The following is a 13695-nucleotide window of genomic DNA, read 5'->3' as shown; positions in this document are numbered from 1 at the left end:
CTGGGATTCGGTCGCGCGGTTATTTAACGTCCGCAGACTGCCGCAGACGGGGCGCGATCCGGTTAGCCGCCGGTGGGCACACAACGATGCCTACCGGGGTGACGGACTCCATTTAATATCAAGCAACCTGACAATACAAGCTATTGTCCGGTCGGGACAAACCCGGAGTCAGTCGCGCAGATTGCGCACGAACAATTCGAGATGACGTTGTACGGCGGCGGCGTCTTCGCGCGCCACACCGGCACGCATGCGCGTGTCGATTTCCTTGGCGACGGCTTCGCATTGCGCGAGTACGCGCCGACCTTCGTCGGTCAGTTGCAGCAGTACGATTCGGCCGTGATTCGGATCCGGTTCGCGGGTGATCCACTGACGCGACGCCATGATGCTCACCACTTCATTGGCGGACTGCGGTGTGATGAACGAGCGTTGCGCGAGTTGCGCATTGGACAGCTTGCCGCGCGCATCGAGCACGGAAAGCGCGGTGAATTGCGCGAGCGTGAGGCCCAGCGGTGCGAGCGCTTCCGACATGTGTCTGCGCAGCAAACGGTCGAGACTGGCGATGACGTAGGTCAGGCGCAGCTTGGAGCGGCGCGGGCGGGTGTCGGCGCCTGTCGCATCGGCGCAGGCCACGGGTTCCGCGTCGCCATCGGCCGCGAGCGCGACGTTGTCCGGCGTGTCGTGCGAACGTGAGTCGCTGGCGGCAACTGCAGCGGCAGTCTTCTTCTTCGAGGGTACGACGCTCATGATGACTCAGCGAGAATGCGCAGATTTTCGCGTAATGCGGGAAAGTCAGCAGTGTAACGCCGCCGCCAGGGCGGTGGCGACGGTCTGCCCGCGATTCATCCCGACGATGAGCGGCGTTCGCCGCCTGACCGGCTCGCCGGAAGCCCCCTCAGGCCTCCGGCGCAGCCGGCAAGCGGTATCAGCTGGCGAGCTTGCGGAACGTTTCCAGCACGGCGTCGCCCTTGAACGGCTTGACGATCCAGCCCTTCACGCCAGCGGCCTTGCCGCGCTCCTTCATGGCCGGGCTGCTTTCCGTGGTGAGCATCACGACATTGACGGATGCGTTCGCGAGTTCGCCGCGAATCTTCTCAACCATCGTCAGGCCGTCCATATTCGGCATGTTCACGTCGCTGATGACGAGACGCACGCCGGGGCTGGCCTTGATCTTGGCGAGGCCGTCGCGGCCGTCGACGGCGGTGTCCACGTCCAAGCCGTTCTTGCGCAGAAAGCCGGCGACTTCGTCGCGCACGGTGCTCGAATCGTCGACCACGAGAATCTTCGACATGGTGTTGTCCTTTGTGTGTAAGAGAGAGTGAATTGGCGAGCCGGGATCTCAAAACATTTCCAGCGCCCCGGTCTCGACGGGCTCAGCTGCGCTCTGCGCCGCCTCACGAAACGCTTCGGGCGACCAGTTCAGGCTGAATACAAAGTGCTGATGCAGCGTAACGATCTGACCGTTGACCGGATCGGTCAGGCGGTAGACGAAACACAGCTGCGGGTTATCGGTGCCGAAGGTGATGTACTTCTGCTTGTGGTTGATGAGCAGCGGCACTTGCACCTGCGTGCGGTCCACGGCGAGCGGATCGCCCATGTAGCGGTTCTTGAATGCGCCCCAGACGAGGTTCGTCAGCTCGCCCAGCATGCCGTTGAGTTCACGAAAACCGGCCTGCCCTTCACAGCGACCGGTGTGCTCCAGCAGTTGCATCAACGGCACCTGCTCGGCCTGCATCATCATGTAGCCACGGCACCAGGCGCTCTCGAGCGGAATCAGGCTGAACACTTCGCCGAAGATGATGCGGTCGCGCACTACGCTTGGCGAATCGCAGGTCACTTCGACGTCGCCGAACAGACCACGGAACACGCCGTCGGTGATGTCGATCATGCCGCGGACCAGCGCGTCCGGGTACTCATGCTCGACGCTATCTTCAAGGATCAAGAACTGGCTGACGGACTCGCGGGGGGAGCTTCGGTTCATTGTGGTGGTTTCCTAAAGCGTAATTCGTGAGAGGCGATGGGGTGCGACCTGAAGCGACATCCGGTGCACGAGCCGCGTCAAAACAATTCCAGTTCACCGCCGGTGTCCTGCGTCACGCTGACATCGGCGTTGAAGTCCAGCGGCGCATGCGCACACACGCACAACGTAGCCGCAAGACTGACCGAACCGTCGAGCGTGATGTCCCACGACGCCAGATGGTTCGGCTTGAGTTGCATGAGGTGAGGCACGCAGCGCGCGCTGAGCACGTAGGGCGTGGACATGCCCAGATCGGGGAAGTACCCCAGTAACTCCTGGTTGATCGCCCCGCAGCACAGATTGCTGATTTCGAGGAAGGCTTCGCGAAACGACTTCTCCTGATCGTCGCCCACGAAGTACGCGCGGGTGGCGTCGTCTTCGTCGAAATGCAGCACGAGCAGCATGCGAAAGTCGATGCCGGAGATCGTGAGCACGACCACGTTGGTGTGACGCACCTTCAGCGCGATGCTCATGGTCGTATCCGACGCGTCGGCCTGCTGCACGGCGAGCGGTGCAATCTCGCACTGTGCGTCGGCCGAGCGGGCGAGCCGCGTGCGCGCCGCCTTGTGAAGGATGCGTTCGAAACTGTCGCGTGCGTGAGCGCTGATCACAACGAAACCTGCCTGCTGAGTGCTTAGTGGAGACGGGAATGCAGCTGCTGCGCCAGCGATTCGACGCTGGAGAGCGACGCCGCAATCATCTTGCCGCCGGCCTGAATGTCCTGGAACGTCGCCGTGGTCGTGACGTCGTTGCGATGCAGGCTGTCGCGGTAGCTCTTCGAGAGTTCTTCCGAGCGCGTCGCCAGCGCGCGCACTTCGCTCGCGACGATGCCGAAGCCGCGACCAGCCGTGCCCGCGCGCGCCGCTTCGATGGACGCGTTGAGCGACACGATCAGCACATGGCGCACGATCGAAGCGAGTTCGTGGTTCTTCGCGTGCATGTCCTGGTTTTGCGTCATCAGCGAAATCATCTGCTCGTGCCAGCGCTCGAACGTGGCCGCCAGACCGCGCAAGCGAGCGGCTTCACCCGCGATACGCTGCGCTTCGCCCTGCCACATCGCCTTGTCTTCCAGCACCGACGCTTCTGACTTCTGTGCGGCCTGCAAGTCCTGCTCGGCCTGCGTCAGGCGCGCCTGCAATGCGGCGATGGCGTCGTCATGCGACTGAACGAGTCCGTCTTTGTCTGCGACGGCGACACGCTCACGCTCAAGCGCCTGCTCCAGCGCTTCGTCGTGCGTTTTGGTCAGCGCGCGCCAATGCGCCGTGGCCTGCGCCATGCGCCAGCGATGCACGACGTAACCCGCAACGCCCGCACCGACGAGGCCCGCCGCCGCACCCGCGAATAGCCATTGAACTGCTTCCATACTCGATCCATCTCCGAAAGCGGTGTGGCGGCCGCAGACCCGTCAGGTCTGCGCCGCCTCGCCGATCGTCCTTACGCCGGGATTCCGACGCTCATGTTCGCGCCTCAGACTTTCCCGGTTTGCGACAAGTCGTCTCGCGACGTGTCCTGCGCCGCCGTCAGACCGTTCGATCCGGCTTGCGGGGCACCGTCTTCCAGCGCGGGCAGGTCGACGGCATCGGCCGCCACGCTGTTCAGATCGAAGCCGTCGACCACGAGGTTGTCGGGCAGGCACACCACCGTCTGGAACTGCCGGAATTCCGCGCCCTTGCGTTCATCCGTGAAGCGCAGTTCGATGCGGCCGTGTTCGCGGCGCACGAAGTCCTGCACGGCGTCCATGCCAACGCCACGTCCCGACACCTCGGTGACGCTCGACGCTGTCGAGAAGCCCGGGCGGAAGATGAACTGCGCGATCTGTTCGTCGGTTACGTACGTCTCGGCCGTGATCCAGCCGCGCTGCACGGCGATGCTGCGAATGCGATGCAGCGCAAGGCCACGACCGTCGTCGGTCAGCGTGACTTGCAGCATGTTGTGATCGAGACCCACTTCGATATCGATGGTGCCCGCCGCTGGCTTGCCCTTCGCACGACGCTCGTCCGCCCCTTCGAGACCGTGGTCCATCGAGTTGCGCAGCAGGTGCATGAAGACGTCGCGCAGAATGCGCACGGCTGGGGCACGCAGACGGTAGCCGTTGTCGTCGATACGCACGGCCGGAGCGGGTTTGCCGAGTTCGCCCGCGAGCGACGGCAGCGAATCGAGTACGCCGCCCAGCGCTTCGCCTACACCTTCGGTGCCCAGCAGACGCAGCGTCTGGTGCACCGCGTCGCGCATGGCGACCAGTTGATGCGGATCGTTCGGATCGGCGGCTTCGAGCATGCGCAGGCTCGCGCGGATGTGCGCGCGGTCCACCACCATCGACTGTTCGTCGGCGGTGCGGCCCGGACCCTTGCGACCGAGGCTCATTTCGTTGATGTGAGCATATGTGTCGACAGCGTCGCGCACGCGTTCGAGTTCGCGCATCAGGCCGTCCTGATCCCACAAACGAGCCTCGTCCGGTGCACGCAGATCGTGATAGCGCTGCTCGGTCTCGTGCACGACGTTCGTCAGGTATTGCAGGTTGTACGTGCGCGCATTGCCCTTGATCGTGTGCATGTTGCGGAACAGCTCGGCAATGGCCGCGCTGTCGGCTTGCGAGTGCTTGCGGATGATGCGCTCGTTCTCGCGAATGAAGCCCGTCGAGCTTTCGATGAAGTGATGGAACTTCTCCTGACTCACCGCCAGAATCTCGCCGATCATCTCCAGACGCTGCTTCTGCTCGTTCGCTTCAGCCGCGAGTTCGCGCAGTTCGGTCACGTCGCGCACGCACAGCATCAGGCGCAGGATCGTGTCGGTCTCATCGGTGATCGCCGACCACGTCAGATCGAGCTGCTTGATGCGGCCGTCCGGCATGCGCTTGCCGATCTCGCCGACCAGCAGGTGTTCGTTGAACGCGAAGTTGATGGCGTCCTGACCGATGCAGGCATCGATGGCCGCTTCGACTTGCGAGACGGCGTCGGACCCCAGATCGCTATCGGCGAACACCAGATCCATGACACCGCGACCGGCGATGTCCTGCGTCTCGAAGATCGCTTCGAGGTAGGCCGAGTATTCGCCGTGCACCTTCGAACCGTCGACGACCGTCAGAATGCCCTGCTGCATGTTCTGCAACATCGCCTGAATGTCGGCCGTCTTCTGCTTGAGTTGCGCGGAGCGCTCCTGAATCTTCTCGATCATCCCGTTGAAAGCGACGATGGAGTGCCCGATTTCATCCATACGGCCGACCGGCACGCGACGGGTGAAGTCCTGACTGTTCGCAATCTCGCTCATCATGGCCTGCATGCGCGAGAGCGGACGCGTGATCTGGCGATACAGCAGCGCACCGATGGCCGTGAGCAGCACAATGGCAAGCCCCGTCACGATGCCGATGGCCGTCGTGGTGGTCGAGAGCGTGTCGTTGAGCGTGGCGATGGCCGAGTCTTTCTGACGGTTCTTCTCCACGCGCAGCGTGTTGACCACGCCTTCGAGTTCATCGCGGTACTGCGCGACCATCGCGAAGAGGAACGCCTGCGCCATCTCCGTCTTGCCCGCCTGCTTGAGCTTGGCGGTGTCGTTGATGGCGTTGAAGTAGTTGTCGACGCTCTCGCGTGCCTGCGTCACCAGCCCCTTCTGGGCGTCGCTTGCGGCGCCTTCGGCCTGACGGGCGAGCGACTGGTCGATGTCGCCGCGCAGCTTCTTGAGATTGTCGAGCGCCTGTTCGACGACGGTTTCGTCGGGCGCGTAGACCAGCGTCATCGTGGCGATCTGCACCGCCTTGACTTGCGAGACGAGATCGGCGGAAGCGAGCGCGCTGGGCACCACACCTTCCGTTACCTGCCGTACTTTGTGAGCGCTGGCGCGTGTCTGATAGACCGCGTAGCCACCAATGATCGAGAGCGCGACAAACGTCAGGATCACCAATAGCGTTATTCGATGACGGATGGTCATTGCGTCATTTCCCCGGGTCGCACCGGCGCCCGGTGCCACGCGTGATTTGACGCAGTAGATCGGCCGCCGAATTAGTTTGTAGATTCCTCGTGCGCCGTGATTATTGCGGGTGAACTGTGACGATTCGATGAATCAACAGAAGCTTCACGTTACCTTGATGCCGTAGTGCCGTGTAGGAATCCGAGATGAGTAAGCGCGTACTGACGAGGCTAACATCCTTAGACCCTCAAGATTTCGGTCCTCACAACGTCCCCCATCCTTCGCGTTGCAGCGGCCACCCAGTCAGCACTAACTTCTGCGCTCGTCCGCGATGGCATCGATGCGTTGCAGCGATTCGACGACCAGCTCGGTGAACTGTCGCCACAGTTCGGGCTTCGCACGCCCGCGCTTCACGATGCGATGAAAACCCAGCGTGACTTCCGGGTCAGTGAGCACCTCCCAACGTACCGCGCGATGACGACATGCAGGCAGCGCGAACGTCGGCACGATCGCTGTGCCGACACCGGCTTCGGCCATGCCGATCAGCGTCTCAAAGCGGCGAAACGGCGCGCGTGGCTCGTCTGCCCGGTCGATGCGCGCGAGATGCGTCTCGACAAGTTGCTGAATCGGATTGTCCGACGGCAGACCGATCAGCGTTTCGCCCCGCAGGGCGTGCCACGATGCATCGCCCGCTTCCGCTTTGGGGTTGCCCGCTTTGCGGGCAGGTCGCTTCGTCGCCGTCACGCGCATCAGACGAAACGATTGCAGCAGGGTTCGCTCGATGCCGTGCGAAGCCTTGGTGAAAAAGCCGAAGCCCATGTCCGCCTCGCCCTGCTCGACAAGCGCATGCACCTGCGCAAGTTCGGTTTCATGCAGCCGCAGGTCCACATCGGGGTTCGCCCGTTGAAACGTACCGAACCACTCGGGCATCAGATGCGACGACACGAGGGGCGTGGCCGCAATGCGCAGCGTCTTGCGCGACACCTGCCCGAACGTCGCAATCTGGCCCGCGACGGCATCGAGCTGGCTGACGGCCGCACTCGCGACCGGGAGCAACGCATGACCGGCGTCGGTCAGCGTCACGCTGCGCGTCGTGCGGTCGAACAGACGGCTGCCGAGTTGCGTTTCGATCTCGCGCATCATGACCGACAAACCCGCCTGCGTGATGTGCAGCCGCTCGGCCGCACGCGTGAAATTGCCCAGCGTGGCCACGAGTACGAACGCTTTCAGTTGACGCAGTGAGATGTTCATCGTCAATTCATAACTGATTCATATTAATTCATATGATAGTCAAAATTCCCTGATGACTGACGACGCGCTTTAATGGTGGCCATTCCAGAACCATTTGCGCAGTCGCGCTCAGGAGACTTTCCCATGCCCCCATCGATCGACGTGGCCATCGTCGGCGCAGGTATCGGCGGTTTGACGCTCGCGCTAAATCTGCATGAAGCCGGTATCGCCTGCCGTGTGTTTGAGGCCGTCCCCGAAATTCGTCCGCTGGGTGTCGGCGTGAACATCCTGCCGCACGCCGCACGCGTGCTCGACGGGCTGGGCCTGACGCCTGCACTGCGCGAGGTTGCCGTGACGACGCGCGAGTCGGCGTTCTTCAACCGCTTCGGCCAGTTTGTCTACAGCGAACCCGCCGGAGAACATGCCGGTTATGCGTGGCCGCAGTTCTCGATTCATCGGGGCGATCTTCAGGGCGTGTTGCTTGCCGCCGTGCGAGAACGTCTTGGAGAAGACGCCGTCGTCGTGGGGCATCGCTGCACCGGCTTTCTCCAGGACGACGACGAGGTCACGATCTCGTTCGAGTCACCGGAGGGCGACACCCTGGCGCCGGTCACGGCACGCCTGCTGGTCGCCGCAGACGGCATCCATTCGGTCGTGCGCAAGCAGTTCTATCCGACTGAGGGCGCGCCGCGATACTCCGGCGTGAACATGTGGCGCGGCAGCGTCGTGCTGCCACCGTTCCTGAGCGGCGCTTCGATGGTGCGCGCGGGCTGGCTGTCGGTAGGCAAGATGGTGATCTACCCGATTCGCAACAACGTCGACGGCCACGGCAATCAGTTGGTGAACTGGGTCGCGGAGATCGAGGCGCCACGTCCGGCGCGTCGCGACTGGAACGGCGTGGGGCGTCTGGAAGACTTCTTCCCCGCATTCGCCGACTGGCACTTCGACTGGCTCGATGTGGCGGGCATGATCGAGGCGACCGAGACGATTCTGGAATATCCGATGGTCGATCAGGATCCGTTGCCGCGCTGGAGCTTCGGACGTGTCACGTTGCTGGGCGACGCCGCGCATCCGATGGTGCCACGCGGCTCGAATGGCGCGGGGCAGGCGATTCTCGACGCGCCTTGTCTGGCCGCACAATTGCGCGAGCACGGTCTGACGCCGAAGGCGTTGGAGGCCTACGATGGCATTCGCGGCAAGGCGACCGCCGACGTCGTGCTGATGAACCGCAAAGCGCCGCCGGACGCGATCTTGCAAACGGTGCACGAACTGAGCGGCGACAAGCCCTTCACGCATATCGACGATGTGATCAGCGCTGCCGATCTCGCGGAGATTTCGAATCGCTACAAGAACGTTGCGGGTCTGAACCGGGAAGCACTTAATGCCGCTCAGGCTGGTCAGGCAGCTCAGGCGGCTCAGACCGGTCGTTGAGTCACCCGGCAGTCGACTACCAATCACGCGTGCGCGCTCCCAGGTGCGCACGCTTTTGCCTATTAGACAGAGCCTCGTCAACGAGGCCGATCATGGAGACAGTGCCATGCCCCAACCCAGCATCGATCTGCGTGCGCTCATCGACGAACGGCCCTTTGGCCATTATCAGATATTCGTCACGGCGCTTTGCGGGCTGATCGTTTTTCTCGATGGTTTCGACACCCAGGCCATCGGCTATGTGGCCCCGGCCATCGTGCATGCGCTGGGCATCGATCGCTCGGCGCTCAGTCCCGTGTTCTCGGCCAGTCTGGTCGGCCTCACGCTCGGCGCGCTCGTCGGCGGACCGGTGTCCGATCGCGTGGGGCGGCGCCCGGTGCTGATCGCGGGCATGCTGATCTTCGGGGCGATGTCGCTCGCGACGGCGTTCGCGTCGTCCGTCACTTCACTGCTGGTGTTGCGACTGCTCACCGGCATCGGGCTGGGCTGTGTAATGCCCAACGCGATTGCGCTGACCGGGGAGTTCGCCCCCGAGCGCGTGCGCTCCACCGCCATCATGGTGATGTTCTGTGGATTCTCGCTGGGCGCGGCGCTCGGTGGACTCGCTGCGGCAGGCCTGATTCGGGATTACGGCTGGCCATCCGTGTTCATCGTGGGCGGTTTGCTGCCGCTCGCCGCTGCACTGCTCGCCTGGCGACATCTGCCGGAATCGCCGCGCTTTCTCATCGTGCAGGCGAAGCATCCGGCGCGGCTGCTTGCCGTCTTACGGAAACTCGCCCCCGATCTGCCGGAAGACGTGCGCATCGACAGCGGTGCCGACGTGCACGCCAAGGGGCATGTCAGCGTGTCCGCCCTCTTCGCGGACAAGCGTGCGCGGATCACCGTGCTGCTGTGGGTGATCTTCTTCATGAGCCTGATGGATTTGTACTTCCTGTCGAGCTGGCTGCCGACGGTGATTCACGATGCAGGCATCGCACTCGATACCGCTGCGATCATCACCTCCATGCTGCAAATCGGCGGCACGCTCGGCACGCTCACGCTCGGACGTGTATTCGACCGCGTCCCGCCCTTCAAAGCGCTCGGCGTGGTGTATCTGGGCGCAGCGGTGTGCGTCGTGCTGGTGGGATTGGCGGGCACATCGGTCGCGGTGCTCACCGCGACGATCTTCGGGGCGGGGTTCTGCGTCGTCGGCGGACAGATCGGCGCGAACGCGCTGGCCGCACGCACCTATCCCACGACGATTCGCGGCACGGGTGTGGGTTGGGCCTTGGGGATCGGGCGTATCGGCTCCATCGTCGGGCCGATCGTCGGCGGTGTGCTGCTGGCCCTGCATTGGGACCCGCAGCACCTGTTCATGATGGCCGCCGTGCCGGTGACTATTGCCGGGGTGGCGGCCTTCACGATCAGCGCTTTCGTGCAACGTGAAGCACGGCTTGAAGCCCGTCGCGTCGCCCGCACTGCGAGCGACGCTATCTGACGAAGACGGGACTCGGCGAACTCAGTAGCCCGCAGCGAGGCCGTCGCGACGGCTGTCGCTCGCGGCCACGTAGCCGCGCTCCGGATCGTTGCGATCCAGACGCCAGATGTACTGGCCGGAGCCGAAGTCCATGTACGGGTCGTCAATGGACTTGAGCTTGTGGCCCAGCGCTACGAGCCCGGCCACCGTTTCGCGGTCCATCGTCGACTCGATATCGACGGTGAAGTCGCGATTGACCTTCCAGCGCGGCGCGTCGCAGGCGGCCTGCGGTTGCTGACCGTAGTCGAGCATGCGTACCACCGATTGCAGATGGCCTTGAGGCTGCATGTCGCCGCCCATCACCCCGAAACTCATCACGGCTTCGTGCTGACCGTTGACCTTCTGCGTGAGGAACGCCGGAATGATCGTGTGGAACGGGCGCTTGCCGCCCTCGACCACGTTCGCCGACTTCGGGTCCATCGAGAAACCGCAGCCACGGTTTTGCAGCGCGATGCCGTAGTCCGGCACCACGACGCCCGAGCCGAAACCCATGTAGTTCGACTGGATGAAGCTGACCATCATGCCCTGCTCGTCAGCGGCCGTCAGGTAGATGGTGCCGCCGGACTTCGGCATGCCGAAGTCGAAGTGCGTCGCCTTGTCCGGATCGATGAGCTTCGCGCGCTCGGTCAGGTAAGCGTCGTCGAGCATCTGCTCCGGCGTCACTTCCATCGAGCGCGGATCGGCCACGTACTTGTAGAGATCGGCGAAGGCCAGCTTCATCGCCTCGATCTGCAAGTGCTGCGAATGCACGCGGTCCACCGCGAGGCTGGAGACATCGAACTTGTCCAGAATGCCCAGCGCGATCAACGCTGCGATGCCCTGTCCGTTGGGCGGAATTTCGTGCACGGTGTAACCGCGATAATCCTTCTCGATGGGCTTGACCCAATCGGCGCGATAGTTGCGCAGATCGTCGGTCGTCATCACGCCACCATGCTCGGCGCTCCAGGCCGCGATGCGCTCGGCGATCTCGCCCTCGTAGTACGCACGCGGGCCCTCCTTCGCCAGCAGACGCAGCGTACGGGCGTGGCCCGGCATGCGCATCATCTCGCTGGTGGTCGGCGCGCGGCCATTCGGCATGAACGTCTGCGCGTATCCCGGCTGATTCTTGAGTTCGGGCACCGCTGCGGCCCACTTGCGCGCCACGATGTTCGCGACAGCATGACCGCGCTCGGCGATCTCGATGGCCGGGGCCATCAGGTCGGCGAACGGCAGCTTGCCGAACTTCGCGTGCAGGGCTTCCCAACCGGCGATCACGCCGGGAATGCTGACGGAGTCGACGCCGCGAATCGGCTGCTTGGCGATGCCGTGCTCCTCGCCGTACTTCTTGCGGAAGTAGTCGACGTTCCATGCGCCGGGGGCGGTGCCCGAGGCGTTCAGGCCATGCACCTGCTTGCCGTCCCATACCAGCGCGAAGCAATCCCCGCCCAGACCGTTGGAGACCGGCTCGACGATGGTCATGCACGCGGCAGCGGCAATCGCGGCGTCGACGGCATTACCGCCCTGCCAGAGAATGCGCAGACCGGCTTGCGCGGCGAGCGGGTGCGACGTCGACACGATGTTGCGGGCGAACACCGGCAGGCGCGGCGTCGGGTACGGGTTTTGCCAGTTGAAGTGCGTCATGGGAATCGCTGATGACCTCTGTCTCGAATGGTTGGAATAAGTCTGCCGGAGCGTGATGTTGCTTTGGTTGCGTGACGTTTATTGCTCGCGAGGATCCAGCGCGTCGCGCAGTCCGTCACCCAGCAGGTTGAAGCCGAGTACCGTCAGGAAAATGGCGATACCGGGAAAAATGGACATCCAGGGTGCTTGTTCGACAAAGTCCTTGGCCGTGTTGAGCATCGAGCCCCACGACGGCAAAGGCGGCAATTGCCCCAGCCCGAGGAACGACAGGCTCGCCTCGGCAATGATCGCGGTCGCGACCGTGAGACTGGCCTGAACGATGATTGGCGGCAGCACGTTCGGCAGGATGTAGCGCACGATGATGCGCGTGTCCGTGAGGCCGATAGCACGCGCACCCTCGACGTACTCTTCCGCCTTCACGGTGAGCGCCTGCGCGCGCGCCAGCCGGACGAAGCGCGGCATGGCGGACACACCGATGGCAATCATCGCGTTGGTGAGGCTCGCGCCGAGGAACGCCGCCATCGCAATGGCCAGAATCAGGAACGGGATGGACAGCAGCGCGTCGGCCAGCCGCGAGACGATGGCGTCGACCCAGCGGCCGAAGTAGCCCGCCAGGAGTCCTAGCGGCACGCCCACGATCACCGCGATACCGACCGACACCACCCCCGCCGCCAGCGACGCCTGCGCGCCGTAGATCATGCGCGCGAGAATGTCGCGGCCCAGCTCGTCGGTGCCGAACCAGTGCAGCGCACTCGGCGCCTGACGCACCGTCATGAAACTCGTGGCAATCGGGTCGTAGGGCGAGATCCACGGCGCGAGCAGGGCGACGAGGACCGCGAACGCGACGATGATTGCCCCGGCGACGGCCGCCTTGTTGCGCGCGAACTTGCGCAGCCCGCGATAGCGACGACGCGGCAGGCGCTCGGCGCTCACGGCAGCGGCCACCGGCGCGACGGTAGGATTCGCGTCCGGCGTCGAAGAGGATGACGTCTGTGTCGTCTGGATAGCAGCCATGTTCTCTAGGGTCTGTTCACATTCTCAGGCGCGACGCAGGCGCGGGTTAAGCAGGACGTAAAGCACGTCGGCCAGCAGGTTCAGCACGATGAAACTCACAGCGGTCACCAGCACGACACCCTGCACCACCGCATAATCGCGGTTGAACACAGCGTCGACGACCAGCTTGCCGAAGCCCGGAATCGTGAAGACCTGTTCCGTCAGCACCGCCCCCGCGAGCAACTCGCCGAACAGCAGCGCCAGCACCGTCACAATCGGGATCAACGCATTGCGAAACGCATGTTTGAGCACCACCGTACCGCGCAGCAGCCCCTTCGCACGCGCCGTACGGATGTAATCGGTGCGCAGCACGCCGAGCATGGCGCTGCGCGTGTGACGCATCAGTTGCGCGCCCAGCGCCGCCCCGAGCACAAAAGCGGGCATCACCATCGTCTTGAAGCTCATCCACAGATCTTCGCTCGGTGGCACGTAGCCCGACGACGGCAGCAACTGCCAGCGCACGGAGATGAGGAAGATCAGCAGAATGCCGAGCCAGAAGTTCGGAATCGACATGCCCGAGAGCGCCAGCACGTTGGATCCGTAATCGATGGCTTTGCCACGATTGGCCGCCGAGAGAATCCCCAGCGGAATACCGATGCCAATAGCGATCACGAGGCCGAACATGGCCAGTTGCAGCGTGACGGGCAACTTCTGCGCGATGAGTTTCGTCACAGGCTCGCCCGTGCGCAACGAGTTGCCGAGATCGCCGCGCAGCACGCTGCCGATCCACAGCGCGTACTGTGTGGGCAGCGGCTTGTCGAGGTGATACTTCTCGCGCAGGGCAGCGATGACCTGCGGGTTCTGATCCTCGCCAGCCATCGCGAGCACGGGATCGCCGGGCAGCATCTTCTGCAACCCGAAGATCATCATCGACACGATGATGAGCGTGGGAATGGCAACCAGCGCACGATGGACGACGAGGCGCAGCATG

Annotated in this window: 12 protein-coding genes; 2 read left to right on the top strand and 10 right to left on the bottom strand. The window is 63.6% G+C overall.

Features of this window, described 5'->3' with window-relative positions:
- Window positions 1-168: 168 nt before the first annotated feature.
- The 7 genes from NTU39_RS06260 to NTU39_RS06230 form a co-directional block, all read right to left on the bottom strand.
- Window positions 169-744, bottom strand: coding sequence for a MarR family winged helix-turn-helix transcriptional regulator (locus NTU39_RS06260; RefSeq protein ID WP_246184645.1), 576 nt, complete (start codon window positions 742-744; stop codon window positions 169-171).
- Window positions 745-922: 178 nt separating this feature from the next.
- Complete coding sequence (locus NTU39_RS06255) at window positions 923-1288, bottom strand: response regulator (RefSeq protein WP_046290992.1); 366 nt, start codon at window positions 1286-1288, stop codon at window positions 923-925.
- A 48-nt stretch (window positions 1289-1336) separates the two neighbouring features.
- Entirely contained in the window at window positions 1337-1978 is a 642-nt protein-coding gene (locus NTU39_RS06250) for a chemotaxis protein CheX (RefSeq protein WP_257959510.1), read from the bottom strand.
- A gap of 77 nt (window positions 1979-2055) precedes the next feature.
- Window positions 2056-2625: a hypothetical protein gene (locus tag NTU39_RS06245; protein ID WP_150665273.1), complete on the bottom strand. Its 570-nt coding sequence runs from the start codon at window positions 2623-2625 to the stop codon at window positions 2056-2058.
- A 23-nt stretch (window positions 2626-2648) separates the two neighbouring features.
- Window positions 2649-3377 (bottom strand): methyl-accepting chemotaxis protein, encoded by a 729-nt coding sequence (locus NTU39_RS06240; protein WP_150665274.1) that lies wholly within the window; start codon window positions 3375-3377, stop codon window positions 2649-2651.
- Window positions 3378-3481: 104 nt separating this feature from the next.
- Entirely contained in the window at window positions 3482-5938 is a 2457-nt protein-coding gene (locus NTU39_RS06235) for an MCP four helix bundle domain-containing protein (RefSeq protein ID WP_246184646.1), read from the bottom strand.
- A 288-nt stretch (window positions 5939-6226) separates the two neighbouring features.
- On the bottom strand, window positions 6227-7168 hold the full coding sequence (locus tag NTU39_RS06230) for a LysR family transcriptional regulator (protein ID WP_150665275.1): 942 nt from the start codon (window positions 7166-7168) through the stop codon (window positions 6227-6229).
- 123 nt (window positions 7169-7291) lie between these two features.
- Between NTU39_RS06230 and NTU39_RS06225 the strand changes: the two genes are divergently transcribed.
- Both NTU39_RS06225 and NTU39_RS06220 read left to right on the top strand, forming a co-directional pair.
- Window positions 7292-8578 (top strand): flavin-dependent oxidoreductase, encoded by a 1287-nt coding sequence (locus NTU39_RS06225; RefSeq protein ID WP_257959509.1) that lies wholly within the window; start codon window positions 7292-7294, stop codon window positions 8576-8578.
- Between the two features lie 106 nt (window positions 8579-8684).
- Entirely contained in the window at window positions 8685-10052 is a 1368-nt protein-coding gene (locus NTU39_RS06220) for an MFS transporter (protein WP_257959508.1), read from the top strand.
- Between the two features lie 21 nt (window positions 10053-10073).
- On the opposite strand, the gene NTU39_RS06215 is transcribed toward NTU39_RS06220, so the two are convergent.
- The 3 genes from NTU39_RS06215 to NTU39_RS06205 all read right to left on the bottom strand — a co-directional run bounded on the left by NTU39_RS06215 (window position 10074) and on the right by NTU39_RS06205 (window position 13694).
- Complete coding sequence (locus NTU39_RS06215) at window positions 10074-11711, bottom strand: gamma-glutamyltransferase family protein (protein ID WP_150665278.1); 1638 nt, start codon at window positions 11709-11711, stop codon at window positions 10074-10076.
- Window positions 11712-11789: 78 nt separating this feature from the next.
- A complete protein-coding gene (locus NTU39_RS06210; RefSeq protein ID WP_246184647.1) occupies window positions 11790-12725 on the bottom strand; it encodes an ABC transporter permease in 936 nt (311 codons plus the stop codon).
- A gap of 24 nt (window positions 12726-12749) precedes the next feature.
- A complete protein-coding gene (locus NTU39_RS06205; RefSeq protein WP_150577545.1) occupies window positions 12750-13694 on the bottom strand; it encodes an ABC transporter permease in 945 nt (314 codons plus the stop codon).
- Window position 13695: the final 1 nt, after the last annotated feature.

The sequence above is a fragment of the Pandoraea commovens genome, from assembly GCF_024704525.1.
Lineage (GTDB): Bacteria > Pseudomonadota > Gammaproteobacteria > Burkholderiales > Burkholderiaceae > Pandoraea > Pandoraea commovens.
Note: the sequence above shows the minus strand (reverse complement) of the source record. Positions and strands in the feature narration are given on the sequence as shown.